The sequence below is a fragment of the Vibrio sp. MM46 genome, assembly GCF_027587135.1.
GTDB classification, from domain to species: Bacteria; Pseudomonadota; Gammaproteobacteria; order Enterobacterales; family Vibrionaceae; genus Vibrio; species Vibrio harveyi.
Genome location: NZ_JAPPTO010000003.1, coordinates 243,823 through 265,252, shown reverse-complemented (window position 1 = coordinate 265,252; position 21,430 = coordinate 243,823). Strand labels below are relative to the sequence as shown.

The 21,430-nt window shown below is 45.6% G+C and carries 16 protein-coding genes and 7 tRNA genes; 21 read left to right on the top strand and 2 right to left on the bottom strand.

Going from position 1 to position 21,430, the window contains the following annotated elements:
• Positions 1-137 precede the first annotated feature (137 nt).
• The 20 genes from recX (at position 138) to luxS (ending at position 17,314) form a co-directional block, all read left to right on the top strand.
• Entirely contained in the window at positions 138-605 is a 468-nt protein-coding gene (gene recX, locus OH459_RS05020) for a recombination regulator RecX (RefSeq protein ID WP_009698765.1), read from the top strand.
• 142 nt (positions 606-747) lie between these two features.
• Entirely contained in the window at positions 748-3,330 is a 2,583-nt protein-coding gene (alaS, locus tag OH459_RS05015) for an alanine--tRNA ligase (protein WP_005452121.1), read from the top strand.
• Positions 3,331-3,532: 202 nt separating this feature from the next.
• The gene (locus OH459_RS05010) at positions 3,533-4,720 is read left to right on the top strand and encodes an aspartate kinase (protein WP_005452123.1); all 1,188 of its coding nucleotides are present in this window, start codon (positions 3,533-3,535) and stop codon (positions 4,718-4,720) included.
• A gap of 92 nt (positions 4,721-4,812) precedes the next feature.
• The gene (csrA, locus tag OH459_RS05005) at positions 4,813-5,010 is read left to right on the top strand and encodes a carbon storage regulator CsrA (protein WP_004415691.1); all 198 of its coding nucleotides are present in this window, start codon (positions 4,813-4,815) and stop codon (positions 5,008-5,010) included.
• A gap of 243 nt (positions 5,011-5,253) precedes the next feature.
• Positions 5,254-5,345 (top strand) — tRNA-Ser (locus OH459_RS05000).
• Positions 5,346-5,376: 31 nt separating this feature from the next.
• Positions 5,377-5,453: transfer RNA gene (locus OH459_RS04995), tRNA-Arg, on the top strand.
• Between the two features lie 29 nt (positions 5,454-5,482).
• A tRNA-Ser gene (locus OH459_RS04990) sits at positions 5,483-5,574 on the top strand.
• An 85-nt stretch (positions 5,575-5,659) separates the two neighbouring features.
• Positions 5,660-5,736, top strand: a tRNA-Arg gene (locus OH459_RS04985).
• 56 nt (positions 5,737-5,792) lie between these two features.
• Positions 5,793-5,869: transfer RNA gene (locus OH459_RS04980), tRNA-Arg, on the top strand.
• 57 nt (positions 5,870-5,926) lie between these two features.
• Positions 5,927-6,003 (top strand) — tRNA-Arg (locus OH459_RS04975).
• A gap of 56 nt (positions 6,004-6,059) precedes the next feature.
• A tRNA-Arg gene (locus OH459_RS04970) sits at positions 6,060-6,136 on the top strand.
• A gap of 597 nt (positions 6,137-6,733) precedes the next feature.
• Complete coding sequence (locus OH459_RS04965; protein ID WP_053052942.1) at positions 6,734-6,979, top strand: oxaloacetate decarboxylase subunit gamma; 246 nt, start codon at positions 6,734-6,736, stop codon at positions 6,977-6,979.
• 33 nt (positions 6,980-7,012) lie between these two features.
• Complete coding sequence (gene oadA, locus OH459_RS04960) at positions 7,013-8,806, top strand: sodium-extruding oxaloacetate decarboxylase subunit alpha (protein ID WP_269986001.1); 1,794 nt, start codon at positions 7,013-7,015, stop codon at positions 8,804-8,806.
• A 9-nt stretch (positions 8,807-8,815) separates the two neighbouring features.
• Positions 8,816-9,946 carry a sodium ion-translocating decarboxylase subunit beta gene (locus tag OH459_RS04955; protein ID WP_005448436.1) on the top strand — a complete coding sequence of 377 codons (1,131 nt, stop codon included), beginning with the start codon at positions 8,816-8,818 and terminating at the stop codon, positions 9,944-9,946.
• A gap of 148 nt (positions 9,947-10,094) precedes the next feature.
• Positions 10,095-11,045 (top strand): NADP-dependent oxidoreductase, encoded by a 951-nt coding sequence (locus OH459_RS04950; protein ID WP_269986000.1) that lies wholly within the window; start codon positions 10,095-10,097, stop codon positions 11,043-11,045.
• The gene (locus OH459_RS04945) at positions 11,039-11,500 is read left to right on the top strand and encodes a YqaA family protein (RefSeq protein ID WP_009698760.1); all 462 of its coding nucleotides are present in this window, start codon (positions 11,039-11,041) and stop codon (positions 11,498-11,500) included. Before OH459_RS04950 ends, OH459_RS04945 begins: the two co-directional genes overlap by 7 nt.
• 9 nt (positions 11,501-11,509) lie before the next feature.
• Positions 11,510-14,353: a M16 family metallopeptidase gene (locus OH459_RS04940; protein WP_053052944.1), complete on the top strand. Its 2,844-nt coding sequence runs from the start codon at positions 11,510-11,512 to the stop codon at positions 14,351-14,353.
• 163 nt (positions 14,354-14,516) lie between these two features.
• Positions 14,517-16,085, top strand: coding sequence for a glutamate--cysteine ligase (gene gshA, locus OH459_RS04935; protein ID WP_269985999.1), 1,569 nt, complete (start codon positions 14,517-14,519; stop codon positions 16,083-16,085).
• Between the two features lie 19 nt (positions 16,086-16,104).
• Positions 16,105-16,710 carry a transglycosylase SLT domain-containing protein gene (locus tag OH459_RS04930; RefSeq protein WP_173364781.1) on the top strand — a complete coding sequence of 202 codons (606 nt, stop codon included), beginning with the start codon at positions 16,105-16,107 and terminating at the stop codon, positions 16,708-16,710.
• A gap of 85 nt (positions 16,711-16,795) precedes the next feature.
• On the top strand, positions 16,796-17,314 hold the full coding sequence (gene luxS / locus OH459_RS04925) for an S-ribosylhomocysteine lyase (protein ID WP_269985998.1): 519 nt from the start codon (positions 16,796-16,798) through the stop codon (positions 17,312-17,314).
• 92 nt (positions 17,315-17,406) lie between these two features.
• Here the strand turns inward: luxS and OH459_RS04920 are convergent, their stop codons facing one another.
• Positions 17,407-18,681 carry an HlyC/CorC family transporter gene (locus OH459_RS04920; RefSeq protein WP_047512919.1) on the bottom strand — a complete coding sequence of 425 codons (1,275 nt, stop codon included), beginning with the start codon at positions 18,679-18,681 and terminating at the stop codon, positions 17,407-17,409.
• A 154-nt stretch (positions 18,682-18,835) separates the two neighbouring features.
• The gene (locus OH459_RS04915) at positions 18,836-19,630 is read right to left on the bottom strand and encodes a cytochrome C assembly family protein (RefSeq protein ID WP_038897985.1); all 795 of its coding nucleotides are present in this window, start codon (positions 19,628-19,630) and stop codon (positions 18,836-18,838) included.
• 213 nt (positions 19,631-19,843) lie between these two features.
• Between OH459_RS04915 and ffh the strand changes: the two genes are divergently transcribed.
• A complete protein-coding gene (ffh, locus tag OH459_RS04910; protein ID WP_005446242.1) occupies positions 19,844-21,226 on the top strand; it encodes a signal recognition particle protein in 1,383 nt (460 codons plus the stop codon).
• Positions 21,227-21,430 lie beyond the last annotated feature (204 nt).

Sequence of the window (21,430 nt, the reverse complement as noted above, 5' to 3'; positions counted from 1 at the left end):
TCGAAAAAACAAAGGCTGGGCTTATATCAACTAGGGTAGGCAAGCGATCAGAACTAGCGTGTTAGTAGGTTAGAGTGAGCGGTTATTTACTACGATTGAGATAAACCCTGTACAGCAAAAACAGTTTTAGGATCACCATGTACCAAAAGCGTCAAGCGCCGGCTCTATCTAGCAAAGAAGCGGCTATTCAATTATTGAGCCGTCGAGACCATGGGCAATACGAGTTATACCAAAAGCTGGCCCTAAAAGGTTATGAAGAGGCAGACATAGAATCGGCAATCAATTTTTGTCTCGACCACAACTATTTAGATGACCTGCGTTACGCCAAAAGCCAAGTGCGCCAGCATGTTTACAAAGGTCACGGTGAGCGCCGCATTCGCCAAGAACTGAACCAAAAACGTGTTGCAGAATCCATCATAGATATGGCGATGGCAGAAGAGCCCCAAGACTGGTTTGAACTGGCAAGAATGGCTGCAGAGAAGAAATTCAAAGGAATAAAAGCCAAAGACCAGAAAGAGTACGCTAAACAGGTGCGATTTCTGCAATATCGTGGCTACAGTTTTGACCAAATTAGCTATGCGCTGAGCTTTGAGGACGAAGATTAGCGGTCAACCGTTCGCACTGTTTTTTGTTTTGCTTCAAATTTTTTCTTCTAATGCCTCTTTTCCGCAAGAAAACTAGTCGTAGCTGATTGCATGATCTACAATACGGCAAAATTCTAACTCGACTATTTTCAGGAAGAGCTGCATGTACATGAGCACTGATGAGGTTCGTAACGCGTTCCTCAAGTTCTTTGAGAGCAAAGGACACCAAATCGTAGAAAGTTCATCGTTAGTTCCACATAACGACCCAACCCTGCTGTTCACAAACGCGGGTATGAACCAATTTAAAGATTGTTTCTTAGGCTTAGAAAAACGAGCCTACACTCGAGCGACTACGGCTCAACGTTGTGTACGTGCTGGTGGTAAACACAACGACCTGGAAAACGTTGGCTTTACAGCTCGTCACCACACTTTCTTTGAAATGCTAGGTAACTTCAGCTTTGGTGACTACTTCAAGGAAGACGCAATTTCTTTCGCATGGGAATTCCTAACAGAAACCCTTAAGCTGCCAGCAGACCGTCTACTTGTAACAGTTTACGAGACAGACGACGAAGCATTCGATATCTGGAACAAAAAAGTAGGCGTTCCAGCAGACCGCATTATTCGCATCGGCGACAAGAAAGGTGGTAAACCATACGAGTCAGATAACTTCTGGCAAATGGGTGACACAGGTCCTTGTGGTCCATGTACTGAAATCTTCTACGATCACGGTGAGCACATCTGGGGTGGCCGTCCTGGCACACCTGAAGAAGATGGTGACCGTTTCATCGAGATCTGGAACAACGTATTCATGCAGTTCAACCGTCACGCAGACGGCACTATGGAACCGCTACCAAAACCATCGGTAGATACTGGTATGGGTATCGAGCGTATCTCTGCAATCATGCAAGGCGTTCACTCAAACTACGAAATCGATGTATTCCAAGCTCTTATCAAAGCTGCTGCTGAAGTGATTGGCTACGAAGATCTATCAAACCAATCGCTACGCGTTATCGCTGACCACATCCGTTCATGTTCATTCCTGATCGTTGATGGCGTTATGCCTTCAAACGAAGGTCGTGGTTACGTTCTACGTCGTATCATCCGTCGTGCAGTTCGTCACGGTAACAAGCTAGGCGCACAAGGTGCATTCTTCCACAAACTGGTTGGTGTACTAGCGGAAATCATGGGTACGGCTGGTGAAGAGCTGAAGCGTCAACAAGCTGTGGTTGAAAAAGTACTGCGTATCGAAGAAGAAAACTTCGGTCGTACACTTGAGCGCGGTATGGCGATTCTAAACGAAGCGCTAGACAACCTAGACGGTAAAGTTCTAGACGGCGAAACCGTATTTAAACTTTACGATACTTACGGCTTCCCAGCTGACTTAACTAACGACGTTGCACGTGAACGTGAGTTTGCAATCGACGAAGAAGGTTTCGAGAAAGCGATGGAAGAGCAGCGTCAACGTGCGCGTGAAGCTGGTAACTTTGGTACTGACTACAACGCAGCAATCAAAGTTGATACGCAAACAGAATTCTGTGGTTATGCAGGCACTAAAGGCTCTAGCTCTGTAGCGGCGATGTTCGTTGAAGGCAACGAAGTAGAATCTCTATCTGCAGGCGACAAAGCAATCATCGTGCTTGGTGAAACACCATTCTACGCAGAGTCAGGCGGTCAGTGTGGTGACGCTGGTGAAATCCGCACTGAGTCTGGTGTATTCCGTGTTGAAGACACTCAAAAACTAGGTAACGCAATCGCACACCACGGTGTAATGGCAGAAGGCGTTCTAGCGAAAGGTGACGAAGTAGCAACTATCGTTGACGCAGAGCGTCGCGCAGCTATTTCTCTAAACCACTCAGCAACGCACTTGCTACACGCAGCACTTCGCCAAGTTCTTGGTGAGCACGTAACGCAGAAAGGCTCTCTAGTGAAAGCTGACAGCCTACGTTTCGACTTCTCACACCTAGAAGCCGTAACTGCAGCAGAGCTGAAAGAAGTAGAGCGTCTAGTCAACGCGCAAATTCGTCGCAACCACACGATTGAAACTAACGTGATGGACATTGAGTCTGCGAAGAAGAAAGGCGCAATGGCACTATTCGGCGAGAAGTACGACGACGAAGTACGCGTACTGTCTATGGGCGACTTCTCTACTGAACTTTGTGGTGGTATCCACGCTTCAAACACAGGTGATATCGGTCTATTCAAGATCACATCTGAAGGTGGTATCGCAGCAGGTATCCGTCGTATCGAAGCGGTAACGGGTGAAGGTGCACTAGATGCAATCGAAGCTCAAGCGGCTAAGTACGAAGAGAAACTGGCTGAATCAGCACAGAAAGCAAAATCTCTAGAGAAAGAAATCCAGAAACTGAAAGACAAGATGGCTGCGGCAGAAAGCGCAAACATCATGGGCAAAGTTCAGGACATCAACGGTACTAAAGTACTGATTGCTGCTCTAGAAGGCGCTGATAACAAGAACCTACGTACTATGGTTGATGACATCAAAAACCAAGTCGGTAGCGGCGTTATCCTTCTTGCAAACGTGAACGATGACAAGATCGGTCTGATTGCAGGTGTAACCAAAGACCTTATCGGCAAAGTGAAAGCGGGTGACCTAGTTAAGATGGTTGCTGAGCAAGTTGGCGGTAAAGGCGGTGGTCGCCCAGATATGGCGCAAGCAGGTGGTACTGATGTTGCAGCGCTACCTGCGGCGATTCAGTCTGTACAGCCTTGGCTAGAAGAACGCCTATAAGCTTTTAAAAAATGATTTACGCTCAATCAAGCTTCTTTGATTGGGCGTAATTTTTTTATGGTAACCAAGTGGTTTAATTGACCGTATTTTAACCAGGTCATTTACGCTGCTTGGTTTTTGTTGTAACTACCGCTTATATAATTTATCTCAATGGAGTATGAGTGGTCCTAATGAGACTTTGGTCTTGGGAAGGTGAAGACTGGTGAAAAAGCCCCTTATCGTGCAAAAGTTTGGTGGAACCTCTGTGGGTTCAATTGAAAGAATCCACCAGGTAGCTGAACACATCATTAAGGCGAAGAATGATGGTAATCAAGTTGTCGTTGTTGTGTCTGCAATGTCAGGCGAAACAAATCGACTAATGGAACTGGCTAAGCAAGTAGATAGCGTTCCAACTGCTCGAGAACTTGATGTTTTGCTCTCTGCTGGTGAGCAAGTGTCGATGGCACTGCTAGCAATGACTCTGAATAAATTGGGTTACGCTGCACGCTCACTTACCGGAGCACAAGCGAACATTGTGACGGACAATCAACACAATGACGCGACGATTAAACACATTGATACTTCTACGATTCTGGATTTACTTGAACAAGACCAAATCGTGATCGTAGCAGGATTCCAAGGTGTGAATGAAAATGGGGATATCACCACATTAGGTCGAGGTGGCTCAGATACGAGCGCAGTGACACTGGCTGGCGCGTTAAGCGCTGATGAGTGTCAAATCTTTACCGACGTTGATGGTATTTATACTTGTGACCCACGTGTAGTAAAAAACGCTCAAAAGATGGCAGTTATTGATTTTCCTTCGATGGAAGCGATGGCTAGCCGCGGAGCAAAGGTATTACATCTTCCTTCTGTGCAGTATGCGTGGAAGAACAATGTACCGCTACGCGTGCTTTCGACATTTGATTTGAACGAAGGCAGTTTGGTAAAAGGGGAAGCAGGCTCAAAAGCCGTCTCTGGTATAGCTATTCAACGTGACCTTGCCATTATTGAAGTCGACAACGAACATTTGTCTAGCATTACAAAGCAATGTCAGATGTTGGGTATCGACATTTGGAATGTGATCGAGGAAACAGAACGAACAGGTATCATGATAAAACAAGATGCATGTGCCAAGTTGGATCTGGTGTTCAGCGATAAAATCCGTAATAGTGAAGCTGTAAGCCTGTTGACCGCTGTGGGGCTAGAAGCCAATGGAATGGTTGACCATGCCTGTGAATTGTTGGCACAGCAAGATATTGCAATCAATTTCTGTTCAACGAATGCACTCACTATGATGCTAGTCTTACCACCTATGTGTGTGGATGCAGCAGCAAACATTCTTCATGATGCTTACGTTACATCTAGTGAAGCATTGAACATTCAGCAAAAACATGCCTTTTTGGGCTAATTTTCAGTGACAAGGTAGTTTACGAAAATATAACTTTTGTTGGATAATAGCTTTGTAGCAAGAAAATTTAGAGATTACTCAAGGAGCAAAGAATGCTAATTTTGACTCGCCGCGTAGGCGAAACACTTATGATTGGTGATGAAGTGACTGTAACTGTACTAGGTGTTAAAGGTAACCAAGTACGTATCGGCGTTAACGCTCCGAAAGAGGTTTCTGTTCACCGTGAAGAAATCTACATGCGCATTCAAGCTGAAAAAGGCAATGGTAACGTTGCTTCTGGTAACTACTAAGCTGCTCCTGTTTACAGAGCTTAGTTTGAATGAAAAAGGCTAGCCGAAGGGCTAGCCTTTTTAGTTTCTGATTAATGTCATTTTTTAAGAGAAGACTCTCTTTTTTTCATCATAATAGGGTGGTAAAGTTTGTTTAATAGTCACTTTGATTAAATCCGCATCGGTTAAGCGATTTTTGCGTTTTTTTTCAAAGAAAGTGTTTGACATATTTTCGGTAAAACGTAATATGTGCCTCCGCAAGACGGTGAGGTGGCCGAGAGGCTGAAGGCGCTCCCCTGCTAAGGGAGTATACGGTTTATCCCGTATCGAGGGTTCGAATCCCTCCTTCACCGCCATTCTTGCAACGTTGAGAAATCAACAAAAAGTGCGTCCTTAGCTCAGCTGGATAGAGTACCTGGCTACGAACCAGGCGGTCGGAGGTTCGAATCCTCCAGGACGCGCCATATCTCTTTTGAGATATAACAATGAAAACGGTGAGGTGGCCGAGAGGCTGAAGGCGCTCCCCTGCTAAGGGAGTATACGGTTTATCCCGTATCGAGGGTTCGAATCCCTCCTTCACCGCCATTCATTGACTGGCCCGACGGCCTTTTTTTTGTTTCGTAAGAAATGAATGTGATTTACTTCACAACTTCCTAGCAAGAAGATCTGCGCGTCCTTAGCTCAGCTGGATAGAGTACCTGGCTACGAACCAGGCGGTCGGAGGTTCGAATCCTCCAGGACGCGCCACTATTTAATAATTCGTTTGATAAACGGGTTATACAAAGTAAAATAAAGATTACTGCGCGTCCTTAGCTCAGCTGGATAGAGTACCTGGCTACGAACCAGGCGGTCGGAGGTTCGAATCCTCCAGGACGCGCCACTCTTTAGGGTTTCCTTGTGAACTCCTGATATTGGGAATACTGATATCGAAAACTGCGCGTCCTTAGCTCAGCTGGATAGAGTACCTGGCTACGAACCAGGCGGTCGGAGGTTCGAATCCTCCAGGACGCGCCACTCTTTAGGGTTTCCTTGTGAACTCCTGTATTGGTAATACTGATATCGAAAACCGTGCGTCCTTAGCTCAGCTGGATAGAGTACCTGGCTACGAACCAGGCGGTCGGAGGTTCGAATCCTCCAGGACGCGCCACTCTTTAAAAAAGCCTCGCTTATGCGAGGCTTTTTTGTATCTGCTGCTTGGCTAAGATATTGTGTCTCTCTTGCGTATTTATCACACCGCCTCTTCGCGCTAGATTCTGCTTCAAGCGCCTGATCCTGAGCTATTTTCGCTAATACGCTTGTTTCGCTTAAATAGTCATCTTAAAGCTCCACCTTGCGCTTTCTCGAGCCTGATTGATTTACGATGGTAGAGAACCCCATCCAAGCATCGATAATAAAACTAATGTTTTATTATTGTTAATGTCGTGTTCTTGGAGTGTTAATTTGTTCTATCCTTTTGTTTTTATTTTACTTTATTCTTAAAGCCTCTTTTCATTTTGAAATCCCAATCGCAGTTTTTGCAAGTACTTTAATTTAGTGTGGTTATATGTTGAGCGATCCCACTAGGGAAGTGAATTTTAGTGCAATTTGTGATCTGAGTAGTGAATAAATAATCAATGTTAGAGATTATTTAAAAGCTTCCTTAAACAAAATTGACAAAATTTAACCAATCGAGATAATCCATTGGTCGGGATTTGACGCTATTAAAGTCCTGCGCATTGTCAGGATGACAAAGAAAGGAAGCAACATGACGAATATAGGAAGCCTGCTAGTAGATGCGGCCACCCTGATGCTAACAGGGATGGCGGTCGTATTTATTTTCCTCACCATTCTAGTTTATCTCGTTCGGCTAATGTCTAAATTGGTGCCAGAAGAAGTACCAGCGCCGAAAACAAATACCAACGTTCAATCAACCTCTTCAGCTGTTAGTCCACAAGTAGTGGCGGCGATCTCGGCTGCGATTCATAAACATCGCGCCTCAGTCGCGAAGTAGCCGAAAGATAGGATTAAAAAGGAGTTTAAGAGCATGTCTAAACCACTAGCTATCACTGATGTGGTCCTTCGTGACGCCCATCAATCCCTGTTTGCTACGCGTATGCGTATCGAAGATATGCTGCCTATCGCAGCTGAGTTAGATAAGGTTGGTTACTGGTCGTTAGAGACCTGGGGTGGCGCAACATTTGATGCGTGTATCCGTTTCTTGGGTGAAGACCCATGGGAGCGCCTACGCGAATTGAAAAAAGCAATGCCAAATACACCAATGCAAATGCTACTGCGTGGTCAAAACCTTTTAGGATACCGCCATTATGCCGATGACGTAGTAGAGAAGTTTGTTGAGCGTGCGCACGTGAATGGTATGGATGTATTCCGTATCTTTGATGCAATGAATGACGTACGTAACTTCCAAAAAGCGGTGAAAGCCACTGTTGATGTTGGTGCACATGCGCAAGGAACATTGTCTTATACCACGAGCCCAGTGCATAACGCAGACACATGGGTTGACCTTGCTAAACGTCTTGAAGACTTAGGTTGTCACTCTCTTTGTATTAAAGATATGTCTGGTCTGCTTAAACCTTATGAAGCGGAAGAGCTGATCACACGCATCAAAGCATCTTGTGATGTGCCACTAGCGCTTCACTGTCATGCAACGACCGGTCTATCTACTGCTACTGCCGTGAAAGCTGTAGAAGCGGGTATCGATATTCTTGATACTGCGATTTCTTCGATGAGTTGTACATACGGTCATACGCCTACTGAGACCGTGGTTGCGATGCTGCAAGGCACTGAGCGAGATACTAATCTGAAACTAGACCAAATCGAGCCTATCGCGGCTTACTTCCGTGAAGTACGTAAAAAATACGCGAAGTGGGAAGGTCTGCTAAAAGGTGTGGATTCACGCATTCTAATCGCCCAAGTTCCAGGGGGCATGCTGACCAACATGGAAGGTCAGTTAAAAGAGCAAGGCGCTGCGGACCGAATTGATGAAGTATTGGAAGAGATCCCACGTGTACGTGAAGATCTTGGCTTTATTCCACTGGTCACGCCGACATCTCAGATTGTTGGTACTCAAGCGGTAATCAACGTTCTGACAGGTGAGCGCTACAAGAGCATCACCAAAGAAACGGCAGGTGTTTTAAAAGGTGAATACGGTGCCGCTCCTGCGCCAGTTAATGCTGAATTACAAGCGAAAGTACTTGATGGTAAAGAGGCAATTACCTGTCGTCCAGCGGACTTGCTTGAAGCGGAAATGGAAACCCTAACTGTTGATTTGATGGAGAAAGCGCAATCTGAAGGCATTAAGCTTGCGAGCGAACGTGTCGATGATGTATTAACTTACGCGTTATTCCCTCAAGTTGGTCTGAAATTCCTGAAAAACCGTGGCAACCCAGATGCGTTTGAGCCAGCACCAACGTTAGAAGCTGCGAAACCTGCCGCTGCACAAGTAACACAGGCTGCTGCTGGTGGTGTTGAAACATACAGCGTGCGAGTTGATGGGCAAGTTTATGAAGTTGAAGTAGGTCCGCAGGGGCAATTAACATCGGTAACGCCAAGTGGGGCAACCGCACCGGTTCAACCTGCAGCGCCAAATGCTCCTGTTAATAGTGCTGCTGAAGCGGTTCCTGCACCTCTTGCTGGTAACATCTTTAAAGTGAATGTTCAGCCCGGTGCTGAAGTAGCGGAAGGTGACGTTCTACTCATCCTAGAAGCTATGAAGATGGAAACTGAAGTTCGTGCTGCGCGCGGTGGGGTGGTTCAAGAACTGAACGTGAAAGAAGGTGATGCCGTTACTGTTGGTTCACCGCTGCTGAGTCTGGCGTAAGGGAGTATCATGGACGGATTGATGACCTTATGGTCAGAAACAGGGATCGCTAACTTTGAGTTCGGCCAAATCTGTATGATGCTGGTTGGTTGCACCTTGCTGTTTTTGGCGATCAAAAAAGGCTTTGAACCCTTACTGTTATTACCTATTGGTTTTGGTGCCATTTTAGCGAACATTCCCAATGCTGGCTTTACCGAACCAGGTGGTTTGCTCTACTACGTTTATTACATTGGTATCGAATCGGGCGTGTTCCCGCTGCTGATCTTCATGGGCGTGGGGGCGATGACTGATTTTGGTGCTTTGATTGCAAACCCAAAAACCTTGTGGCTAGGTGCTGCGGCGCAGTTTGGTATTTTCGCGACGCTGTTTGGGGCGATTCTGCTTAACTATGTTCCGGGTATGGAGTTCTCCATGGCGGATGCGTCGTCTATCGCGATTATCGGTGGTGCGGATGGTCCAACGGCGATCTTCTTAGCGAGTAAGCTCTCTCCAGACCTGTTAGGTGCGATTGCCGTGGCGGCATACAGCTACATGGCACTGGTGCCGATCATTCAGCCGCCGATCATGAAAGCCCTAACCACGAAGGAAGAACGCCAGATCAAGATGGCCCAGCTTCGTCACGTTGGTAAGTGGGAGAAAGTGATCTTCCCGCTTGCTGTGTTACTGATGACGATTTTGTTCTTACCTTCCGCGACACCGTTGGTTGGTATGTTCTGTCTGGGTAACTTGATGCGTGAAGCTGGCGTGGTGGATCGTTTATCGAAAACCGCTCAGAACGAGCTGATCAATATCGTAACGATCTTCTTAGGTCTTGGTGTGGGCTCTAAGCTGCAAGCTGAGCAGTTCTTGAATCTAGAAACGCTAGGTATCTTGGGACTCGGTGCAGTCGCATTCAGTATCGGTACTGGGGCAGGTGTTTTGATGGCGAAGCTTCTCAATAAGTTCTCGAAAGAAGACATCAACCCACTTATCGGTGCTGCAGGCGTTTCTGCAGTACCAATGGCCGCGCGTGTTGTGAACAAGGTCGGTTTGGAAGCAAACCCACAAAATTTCTTGCTGATGCACGCAATGGGGCCAAACGTAGCCGGTGTTCTTGGATCGGCGGTTGCCGCTGGTATCTTACTGGCATTGGTGGGGTAGTACACCATCTTGAGTTGTTTGTTGGAAAATTGGTGAAATAGAATTATCTACCAATTTACAAATTGACGATTAACTTCGGTAAACAAAATGGTTTATAGTCAAAGGGATGCTCTTGCATCCCTTTTTGTTTTCTCTCAGGGAATGGGTTATGGAACACAAACAGATCGCTATTACCGAATTCGGCAACGCAGAAGTTCTTGCAATTCAAACCACCTCAACACCAACCCCACAAACAGGGGAAGTCTTAGTTAAAGTGGCATACTCTGGCGTTAACCCTATTGATGTCAAAACGCGAGCGGGGCTTGGTTGGGCTGCGGCACAAAACAAAGACAACTTACCTTGGGTACCCGGTTATGATATTTCGGGGAAAGTCGTTTCATGTGGCGAAGATACCTCTCGTTTTCAAGAGGGGGATGAGGTAGCTGGCTTTATCGGTTTCCCTATTCGAGGAGGCGGTTACAGCCAATACGTTTGTGTTCCTGAATCTGAATTAAGTTACGTTCCCAATTCGGTCGCCTTAGAGGCAGCGGCAGTATTGCCACTTGCAGGTCAAACTGCGGCTCAAGCGCTGAGTAAAGCTAATGTGACTGAAGGTGACCGTGTATTGATACTTGCCGGAGCGGGTGGTGTTGGTCACTTAGCCGTGCAAATTGCAGTTGCGACCAAAGCAGAAGTGTTTACCACCTGTAGTGAACGAAATTTGGACTACCTCGCTACTTTAGGTGCACACGCAGTGAACTATCAATTTGCACCAGTGTCAGAACGTGTTGAAAATGTGGATGTTTTGATTGATCTTGTTGGTGGCGATGCCGCTTTAGACGCACTCAAATGCCTGACAGATAACGCTCGAGTCATTACTGTTCCAACGATTACTGCAGAACTGATTTGTGAAAAAGCCAAGTTACTTGGTTTTGAAGCCAGCGGTATGTTAGTCGAACCTGACCGTGAACAACTTGACACTTTGTTGTACATGGTTGGCGTTGGGCTGTTAAAAACTGAAGTACAACACGTCTATCCGATGACCGATGTTATTGAAGCTCACAAACAAGTCGAATCGGGGCGGACGCGAGGCAAGATCTTGCTTGATATGACATGTTAGAGGCATTTAATGCTGCCTTTGAAAACTTAGCTTTATGGTTTTCTGACTCCGCATTGTGGGTGCTATTCATTACTGGTTTTCTTAGTGCCACTCTATTGCCAGGTGGCTCTGAAGCTGGATTGATTGCCACCTTATCGTTAAACCAATACTCGGTTTCTTCCATCATTATTGTTGCCACCATTGGTAATACCTTGGGCGGTCTCACCAACTATTGGTTGGGTTTGTGGATTCCAAATAGAACTCAGGATGAGAAGCATGGGCATACCGCATTGAAGTGGCTGTCCAAATACGGGTATTGGGGATTGTTTTTTAGTTGGTTGCCAGTGATTGGCGACCCGCTATGTTTAGCGGCAGGATGGTTAAGGATGAAATTTCTGCCGTGTTTGGTTCTTATATTTTTAGGCAAAGCCGCAAGGTATAGCTTGTTGGCCGCCATCTATCTCGGTTTATTTTAAGGAAAGCGCATGAGAATGTTTTGGGTTAGCGCGTGTTCACTATTAGTGATCACGGGCTGTGCATCAAACTCCCCTGTATCATCATTGCCTGATGGAGTTACTTTCGTAGAGTCATCAAAAGCGGAAGAAGGCAAAGTGAAAATTCCATACCAGAAGTATCAGTTGGACAATGGTTTGACGGTCATTCTGGCACCTGAAGCGTCGGATCCACTTGTACACGTTGATGTGACATATCACGTTGGTTCGGCACGTGAAGAAATTGGCAAATCTGGTTTTGCTCACTTCTTCGAGCATATGATGTTCCAAGGTTCTGAGAACGTTGGTGACCAAGAGCACTTTAAGATCATTACAGAAGCTGGCGGTACACTAAACGGCACGACTAACCGTGACCGCACGAACTACTTTGAAACTGTTCCTGCTAATCAGTTAGAAAAAATGTTGTGGCTTGAGTCAGACCGCATGGGCTTTTTGCTCGATGCCGTCTCACAGCATAAGTTTGAAATTCAACGCTCAACAGTTAAAAACGAACGCGCGCAGCGTTATGACAACCGTCCTTATGGTTTGATTTGGGAACGCATGGCAGAGGCGCTGTACCCAGAAGGTCATCCATACTCGTGGCAAACGATCGGTTACGTTGAAGATCTTGACCGCGTTGATGTGAACGATCTGAAAGCCTTCTTCCTACGTTGGTATGGTCCAAACAACGCAGTACTAACCATTGGTGGTGATATTGATGTTGAGCAAACATTAGCGTGGGTGAATAAGTACTTTGGTTCAATCCCTCGCGGACCTGAAGTGGAAAATGCACCTAAGCAGCCTGCAAAGCTAGCAGAAAGCAAGTTCATCACCTTAGAAGATCGTATCCAGCAACCAATGGTTATGGTGGCATGGCCGACAACCTACAATGGCGAAGCCACTCAAGCGTCACTTGATACTCTATCAAGCGTGTTAGGTAGTGGTACTAACAGCGTGCTTTACCAAGACCTAGTAAAAACACAAAAAGCAGTAGATGCAGGTTCTTTCCATGACTGTGCTGAGCTTTCTTGTAATTTTTACGTCTACGCGATGGGTGATTCTGGTGATAAAGGCGACCTCACCAAGCTATATGATGAGCTGATGACATCGTTGGGTAAGTTTGCGAAGGACGGGGTGACGAAAGATCGTTTGGAGCAACTTAAAGGTCAATCTGAAGCCGATGCGATTTTCGCTTTAGAAAGTGTGAAAGGTAAAGTGACACAGCTAGCATCGAATCAAACTTTCTTCGGCAAGCCAGATTTGATTGAGGAACAGCTTGAGCAACTTCGTGCTGTAACGCCTGAGTCGGTAGAAAAAGCATACAGTGATTTTATTCAAGGTAAGAACAAGGTCACCTTGAGTGTTGTGCCAAAAGGTAAAACAGAGCTTGCTGTGAAACCAGTGACATTCGTGACACCAAAACGCACTCTTCCTGAGTATGAAAAAATCTCAGACGATCAATTGGCTTACCGCCGAGCAACTGACAACTTTGACCGTTCTGTTCAACCGCCAGTGGGTGAGCCTGTTGAGGCAACCATGCCGAAGTTGTATGACATCCACTTCAACAATGGTTCTGAGTTGCTGGGTACAGTAAGCAGTGAAACACCAACCGTCACCATGCAGTTTAGTTTACCAGCTGGAACACGTTTCGTTGAAGCTGGTAAGGAAGGTTTGGCTCAACTGACTGCCGCTATGCTGCAAGAAGGAACAACCAAACGTTCGGTAGAAGAGATTCAAGCTGAACTTGATAAGTTAGGTAGTGTTATTTCTGTCGATGCGACAGGTTACACAACAGACATTAGTGTTTCCGCCCTGAAGAAAAATCTAGCGCCAACACTTAAGATTGTCGAAGAGATGTTGTTGTCTCCGGCATTTAAGCAAGAAGACTTTGACCGAGTTAAGACGCAAGCGTTAGAAGGTTTGGTGTATGAGCATCAAAAACCAAGTTGGATGGCGTCGCAAGCTAGCCGTCAAGTATTGTACGGAGATTCTATTTTTGCTCGTCCAAAAGATGGCACCAAAGCGGGGCTCCAAGCTCTGACTCTCGATGACGTGCGTGATTTCTATGCGAAGCACTACACACCTCAAAGTGCGCAAATTATTGCGGTTGGTGATATCAGCAAAGCTGACGTTGAGAAACAATTGTCGTTTTGGGCAAATTGGGAAGATGAAGCGGCACCTTTGTATGCCCCTCAAGCCATTGCTCCGCTAGGTCCACAAAAAGTTCATTTGGTGGATAAGCCAGGAGCTCCGCAAAGTGTGGTCATGATGGTCCGTCAAGGCATGCCTTATGATGCGACGGGAGATTTCTATCTGGGTCAGTTAGCAAACTTCAACTTAGCCGGTAACTTTAACAGTCGTATCAACCAAAACCTTCGTGAAGACAAAGGCTACACTTATGGTGCTTATGGCTATTTCTCTGGAAATGTAGAAACGGGTTCTGTTGTATTTACAGCGCAAGTGCGTGCGGATTCGACCATTGCCTCTATTGTAGAAATGGAGAATGAGTTGAATGAGTTCTCACAATCTGGCATGACTGAAGATGAATTGAAATTTATGCGCCAAGCAGTCGGTCAAAAAGATGCACTGAAATATGAGACGCCTACACAGAAAAGCAAACTCATCAGTGATATTTTGAAATACAACTTAGACAAAGACTACTTACAGCAACGAAACGCTATTGTTGAGACTGTCGACAAACAGACTCTCAACGCTCTAGCACAGAAATGGTTCGACCCGAATGACTACCAGATAGTTGTTGTCGGGGACGCGAAATCCCTTCGCCCTCAACTAGAAAAGTTAGGGAAAGACGTGGAAGAGCTTGAAATCATTCGATAGAGTACACATTTAATAGCGGAGAGGAGACTCTCCGCTATTCGTTTCTAACTAGATAAATGACTTTTTGATGGGTTATTTATCTAGATGGATTATATATCAACAACTTAGCTTTCACTTGCCACGCTTGGCGAGTGTCCTGCTCCCAATATAAGCGAACCTCATTTTGACTGATTTTGCTGCGCGACTAAAACAAGTTGCATCAAACCCAGAAGTATTTAAGCAGTTTGGACGCGGTGTTGAGCGAGAAACTTTGCGCTATCGTCAGGATGGACACCTAGCAACAACACCTCATCCCGAGGGTTTGGGCTCAGCGTTCACAAACAAATGGATTACGACCGACTTTTCAGAATCTCTGCTGGAGTTCATCACTCCTGTATCGCACGAGATCCCTGAATTAATGGGGCAGTTGAAAGATATCCATCACTTCACTCAAACCAAAATGGGTGAAGAGAAAATGTGGCCACTTTCAATGCCATGTTACGTGGGCTCAGAGGATGATATTCAGCTGGCACAATATGGCTCATCGAACTCAGCTAAAATGAAAACGCTTTACCGTGAAGGTCTAAAACGCCGCTACGGTAGCCTGATGCAAATTATCTCGGGCGTGCATTTTAACTTCTCTTTTCCTGAATCATTCTGGGACGCTCTGCATGGCGAACAAGATGAAGAAGCACACCAAGAAACGAAATCTGCTGCGTACTTTGCGCTGATTCGTAACTACTACCGTTTTGGCTGGATGATTCCGTACTTCTTTGGGGCGTCACCAGCACTTTGTGGTTCATTCATTCAAGGTCGTGAAACTGACCTACCATTTGAGAAAGTTGGCGGCACTCTATACTTGCCTAAAGCGACGTCGCTGCGCCTAAGTGATCTCGGTTACACCAACAGCGCACAAAGCGTACTTAAGATTGGCTTTAACTCTATCGAGCAGTATCTTGATGGTCTAGATGATGCAATTCGTCACCCATCGGAAGAGTTTGCTCAGATTGGGGTAAAAGTGGATGGTCAATACCGTCAACTTAACTCGAACATTCTGCAAATTGAAAACGAACTGTACGCGCCAATTCGTCCTAAACGTGTAACTAAGAGCGGTGAAAAACCTTCTGAAGCGCTTAAACGTAGCGGTGTAGAGTACATTGAAGTTCGTTCGCTAGACGTGAACCCATTCAGCGCCGTTGGTGTGAGTGAAGAGCAGGTTCGCTTCCTTGATCTATTCCTTACTTGGGCGGCACTTTCAGATTCTGACCCTATGGACAACTGTGAGCTCGAATGCTGGCGTGACAACTGGAACAAGGTCATTGTGTCTGGTCGTGAGAAAGGTTTGATGCTACAAATCGGTTGCCAAGGTGAGCGCCTGTCTCTACAAGACTGGGCACATCGTGTGTTTGCTGACCTTCGTCAGATTGCGGTTGAAATGGACTCGGTTGCTGGTGGAAATGCGTACCAAGCAGTTTGTGACAAACTTGAGTCTTGGATTGATGAGCCAGAGCTAACCATTTCTGGTCAGTTGCTTGAGCTGACAAAAGAGCATGGTGGTTTAGGTAAAGTGGGGTGTGCGCTTGGCATGAAATTCCGCGAAGAAAACCTAGCACACAACTATGAACAATATTCAGCCGATGCAATGGAAACGGAAGTTGCAACATCGGTAGAGAAACAAAAACAAGCAGAGCAAAGCGATACTCTATCGTTCGATGATTTCCTAGAAGATTACTTTGCTTACTTAAAACAATAACCAGCAGTAAGGGCAGGGATTGGACATTAAGGCGTTAGTGGTGTCTGTGCTTGGGAGCGTGATGTTAGCCGGTTGTGCAACTGCGCCCCCAAAGCAACAAGATAACCTATGTGAAATATTCCGAGAAAAATCCGGTTGGTACGAAGATGCCAAAGACATGGAAGAAGAGTGGGGCACACCGATAAATGTAGCCATGGCGATCATTAAGCAAGAAAGTAGCTTTCGTCATGATGCTCGACCGCCAAAAGATTACATTCTCGGTTTTATTCCATGGGGACGTGTCAGCAGTGCTTACGGTTATGCTCAAGCTCAAGACCCTGCTTGGGAAGATTTTCAAAAAGCGACAGGACAAGGTGGTTCACGCACCAATTTTGACGATTCAATGATGTTTGTCGGTTGGTATACCCATGAGACTCGTCGTCAATTAGGCATTTCGTTATGGGACCCTTACAACCAGTATCTTGCGTACCATGAAGGACGTGGTGGCTATAAGCGTGGGACCTATAAAAGCAAACCTAGCTTAGTTAAAGTTGCAAGACGCGTGGAGCAAACCGCCAAGACTTATGGCTGGCAGCTGAAGCAATGTCGTCAGGAATTAGAAGACAACAGCAGCTGGTTCTTTTAGTCTCCCCCTAATAGTCAGAGGGGAAATGAACAGAAATAATGACCAATACGTGTAAGTATTGGAGGTTACAATCAGGAGAGATGTAATGCCTTTATTAGACAGTTTTACCGTAGACCACACACGTATGCATGCGCCAGCAGTTCGTGTGGCTAAAACGATGCAAACTCCAAAGGGAGACACCATCACAGTATTTGACTTACGTTTTACTGCACCGAACAAAGACATCCTTTCTGAGAAGGGAATTCACACTTTAGAGCATTTGTACGCTGGCTTTATGCGCAACCACTTAAACGGTGATAGCGTTGAGATCATCGATATCTCACCAATGGGTTGCCGTACCGGTTTCTACATGAGCTTGATTGGTACGCCTTCAGAGCAGCAAGTGGCGGATGCTTGGGTTGCAGCAATGGAAGACGTATTGATAGTAGAAAGTCAAAACAAGATCCCTGAGCTGAATGAATACCAATGTGGTACAGCTGCAATGCACTCTTTAGATGAGGCAAAGCAAATCGCGAAAAACATTCTAGAAGCGGGCGTTGCAGTCAATAAGAATGATGATTTGGCACTGCCAGAATCTATGCTGAAAGAGTTACGTATCGACTAACTTAGCGTTGAGTTTAGATCTCTGAAAACAAAAAAATAGCCTGACACTGTCAGGCTATTTTTTTGTTGATTAGAATATTCAAAGTGGTGAAGTTAACCGCTCTTCTTGAGCTTTGGGTACACCTTCACCAGCTTGATGCGGTTCTCTTCAATATCGACAATTTCCATTGGATGTCCGGCAACTTGCACACTCAAGTGGCTTTCAGGAATGTCTTCTAAATGCTCTAGAATCAGACCATTCAAAGTGCGTGGACCATCGGTTGGTAGTTTCCATTTCAAGCCTTTGTTGATGTCACGAATGTTGGCGCTACCTTCAATCAGGAAGCTGCCGTCACCTTGAGGAGTAATCTCTTCTGACAAGCTTGGTGCAATGGAAGTCGTAAATTCACCAACAATCTCTTCTAAGATATCTTCCAAAGTGACGAGACCATTAATGTCACCATACTCATCGACAATCAAACCGATACGCTGCTTGTTACGCTGGAATTTCAACATCTGCACATTCAGTGGCGTACCTTCTGGGATGTAGTACACCTCATCAGCAGCGCGCAGTAGTGTTTCTTTGTTGAATTCATTCTTCTCTAGCATTAATCGGTATGCTTCACGTAGGCGCAGCATACCAACGACTTCATCAATCTGATCACGGTACAACACAATGCGACCATGAGGAGAGTGAGTCAGCTGACGGACGATAGATTTCCAATCATCATTGATGTCGATCCCTGTGATCTCATTGCGTGGCACCATGATGTCGTTAACGGTGACGTGTTCTAGATCCAGAATCGATACGAGCATGTCTTGGTGACGACGAGGGATAAGACCGCCTGCTTCGTTAACGACGGTGCGCAGTTCTTCTGAGCTTAAATGATCTTCTGTGGTGTGATCGGCTTTCACACCAATCAAACGGATAAAGCCGTTAGTAATGAAGTTAACTAACCTCACCAAAGGTGACAGAATTTTCATTAGAATGGTGAGGAGAATGCTGCTCGCGTAAGAGACGCGCTCAGGGTAAAGCGAGGCGATGGTCTTCGGTGTGACTTCTGCAAACACAAGGACAACCATGGTGAGTGCGCCAGTGGCAATCGCAACCCCTAAGTCTCCGTATAACCGCATACCTAAAATGGTCGCGATGGCAGACGCGAGAATATTGACGAGGTTGTTACCGATAAGAATAAGACCAATCAGTCGATCTGGGCGGTCTAGTAGTTTTTCGACTCGCTTCGCCCCTTTATGCCCATTATTGGCTAAGTGCTTTAAGCGGTATCGGTTCAAAGACATCATCCCTGTTTCTGAACCGGAGAAGTAACCTGATATGACGATAAGACACGCGAGTAGCGCAAATAAGATACCCGTAGATATGTCGTCCAAAACGCTGCTGTTCCTTGTATGTGTTTGGTTAATTTATGACCGAGCTTGGCCATTAAGTCAATGCAATAAGGGTTACTCTATTTTATTTGCCCTTTAATATAAAGGATAAGGAGCCCTAGGCTCCTTATTAATTGCATTTTATAGATGGAGAACATCAACTTAAGATGATTTCTTTCACAAAGCGACTACCGAAGTACGCTAAGGTTAACAAGGTCGCCCCTGCTACCGCGAACCATGTCACTTTCTTGCCTCGCCAGCCTTTCTGGTAATGCCCCCAAAGTAGAATTGAGTACACAACCCAAGCGATGAAAGAAAGGATACCTTTATGAGCTTTTCCTTGAGCAAACATGTCTTGTACAAAAACAAAACCAGTAATCAAGGTTCCCGTTAGGAGCAAGTTACCAATCAAAATAATCTTGAACAGTTGACGCTCTACCATCATCAAAGGTGGCAAATTCGGATTAATTGCTAACGACTTCTTGGTTTTTAGTTTGTGGTCGAGCCACGCAAGTTGCAGTGCGTATAGGGCACCGATAGTTAAAGTTGCGTAGGAAAAGAGCGCAAATGAAATGTGTATAAGTAGCTTAGGGTCGTTCTCTAAATGCTTAATAAAAGTGCTTGGTAAGAAAGTAGCAGCAGTTAAATTGATGGCAGCAAAGCTATAAACCACAGGAAGAAGGAACCACAAGCGGTTCTTCAACATCGCAACGCTCATCACCAGTGAGATAATAAAGCTGATAAGAGAGGCGACATTAAGAATGCTGAGATTTTGCCCTGAACCGTCGAAAATCAGATCACTCAGAATCCAAGCGTGAAAAACCAACGCACATGCCGCGCTGGCAAATACGGTTTTCGCTTTAATTCCTGACTGTTGAGAGAGTCCGGGAATGATGGTCGCAATTGCCAGAACGTAAAGAATGGCGGCTGCGATGGCAATTAAGCTATCCATGAATCTTAAGAGTTATTGTGCACAATGGTGAAAATTATACCTTGCATTACTCTTTGGGGCTATGGGCTATGCCTCATCAATCACGAGAGATGAGATATTGAAATTAACGAGTTAGCCCTCAAGTTAAGGATAAGAGCCGTGTTCGGGTATGACTGTGACGTTGGCTAAGGTATACTCACACTAATTAATCGCCATTTTAGCGAAGAGACAAAGATGTTTGAGAATTTAACGGATCGATTATCCAAAACGCTGAAGAATATCAGTGGTAAAGGTCGTCTGACCGAAGACAACATTAAAGAAACCCTACGTGAAGTACGCATGGCACTATTGGAAGCGGACGTTGCGCTTCCTGTTGTACGTGAATTTGTAAACCGCGTTAAAGAAAAAGCGGTAGGTGTAGAAGTTTCTAAATCCCTAACGCCGGGTCAAGAGTTCATCAAGATCGTTCAAGCTGAGCTTGAAGCGGTAATGGGTGAATCTAATGAAGCACTGAACCTAGCAGCGCAGCCGCCAGCAGTGCTTTTGATGGCGGGTCTACAAGGTGCGGGTAAAACTACATCGGTAGGTAAGCTATCTAAGCTTCTAAAAGAGCGTGATAAGAAGAAAGTTTTGGTTGTGTCTGCCGACGTTTACCGTCCTGCAGCGATCAAGCAGCTAGAAACCCTAGCATCAGACATCGGTGTCGATTTCTTCCCATCTTCACCAGATCAAAAACCACTTGATATTGCTAATGCAGCAATTGACCACGCAAAGAAGAAATTCTACGACGTATTAATTGTCGATACCGCTGGTCGTTTGGCTATCGATGAAGAAATGATGGGTGAGATTAAAGATCTTCACTCAGCGATTAACCCGGTTGAAACACTGTTCGTTGTTGATGCAATGACAGGTCAAGATGCGGCGAACACAGCAAAAGCATTCGGTGATGCACTACCACTAACTGGTGTGATTCTGACTAAAGTGGATGGTGATGCACGTGGTGGTGCAGCGCTATCAGTTCGTCACATTACGGGTAAGCCAATCAAATTCCTCGGTGTGGGTGAGAAAACCGACGCACTAGAACCATTCCACCCTGATCGTGTTGCATCGCGTATTCTAGGCATGGGTGATGTACTGTCACTGATTGAAGACCTACAACGCAATGTTGACCAAGACAAAGCAGAGAAGCTAGCGAAGAAGTTCAAAGAGAAGAAAGGCTTCGACCTTGAAGACTTCCGTGAACAGCTGGGTCAAATGCAAAACATGGGTGGCATGATGGGCATGCTAGACAAGCTTCCAGGCATGTCTCAGTTACCATCAGACGTGAAAGACAAAGTTGATGACAAGATGTTCAAGCAAATGGAAGCGATCATCAGCTCAATGACAATGAAAGAACGTCAACGCCCAGAAATCATCAAAGGGTCGCGCAAGAAACGTATCGCTGCGGGTTCTGGTGTTCAGGTTCAAGACGTTAACCGTCTGCTGAAACAGTTCACCCAAATGCAGAAGATGATGAAGAAAATGCAGAAGGGCGGCATGAAAGGCATGATGCGTAACATGCAAGGCATGATGGGTGGCATGGGCGGAGGCGGTGGCTTCAACCCATTTGGTCGTTAAACGATTGCCTAGACTTTAGTTTCAGGGTGTTAGCTACGTCACAAACTTGGATTTCAATTTATGTTGGTGAAAAAATAACTAAACCCCTTGCATTGCTCCGGGATAAGAGTAAAATTCCGGAGCTTTATTTTGGCACGAGACCCCAGATTATTCAGTTTTTTGGATGATTGTTGGGGTTAATTTTATTTTTGAGAAAGCAAAGAG

What these genes read in the sequence shown, in the direction of transcription:
- OH459_RS04915 (WP_038897985.1), bottom strand. Translation starts at nt 19,630, where the DNA reads ATGGATAGCTTAATTGCCATCGCAGCCGCCATTCTTTACGTTCTGGCA.
- alaS (WP_005452121.1), top strand. Translation starts at nt 748, where the DNA reads ATGTACATGAGCACTGATGAGGTTCGTAACGCGTTCCTCAAGTTCTTT.
- csrA (WP_004415691.1), top strand. Translation starts at nt 4,813, where the DNA reads ATGCTAATTTTGACTCGCCGCGTAGGCGAAACACTTATGATTGGTGAT.
- ffh (WP_005446242.1), top strand. Translation starts at nt 19,844, where the DNA reads ATGTTTGAGAATTTAACGGATCGATTATCCAAAACGCTGAAGAATATC.
- OH459_RS04940 (WP_053052944.1), top strand. Translation starts at nt 11,510, where the DNA reads ATGAGAATGTTTTGGGTTAGCGCGTGTTCACTATTAGTGATCACGGGC.
- OH459_RS04950 (WP_269986000.1), top strand. Translation starts at nt 10,095, where the DNA reads ATGGAACACAAACAGATCGCTATTACCGAATTCGGCAACGCAGAAGTT.
- OH459_RS04965 (WP_053052942.1), top strand. Translation starts at nt 6,734, where the DNA reads ATGACGAATATAGGAAGCCTGCTAGTAGATGCGGCCACCCTGATGCTA.
- recX (WP_009698765.1), top strand. Translation starts at nt 138, where the DNA reads ATGTACCAAAAGCGTCAAGCGCCGGCTCTATCTAGCAAAGAAGCGGCT.
- luxS (WP_269985998.1), top strand. Translation starts at nt 16,796, where the DNA reads ATGCCTTTATTAGACAGTTTTACCGTAGACCACACACGTATGCATGCG.
- OH459_RS04945 (WP_009698760.1), top strand. Translation starts at nt 11,039, where the DNA reads ATGTTAGAGGCATTTAATGCTGCCTTTGAAAACTTAGCTTTATGGTTT.
- OH459_RS04955 (WP_005448436.1), top strand. Translation starts at nt 8,816, where the DNA reads ATGGACGGATTGATGACCTTATGGTCAGAAACAGGGATCGCTAACTTT.
- oadA (WP_269986001.1), top strand. Translation starts at nt 7,013, where the DNA reads ATGTCTAAACCACTAGCTATCACTGATGTGGTCCTTCGTGACGCCCAT.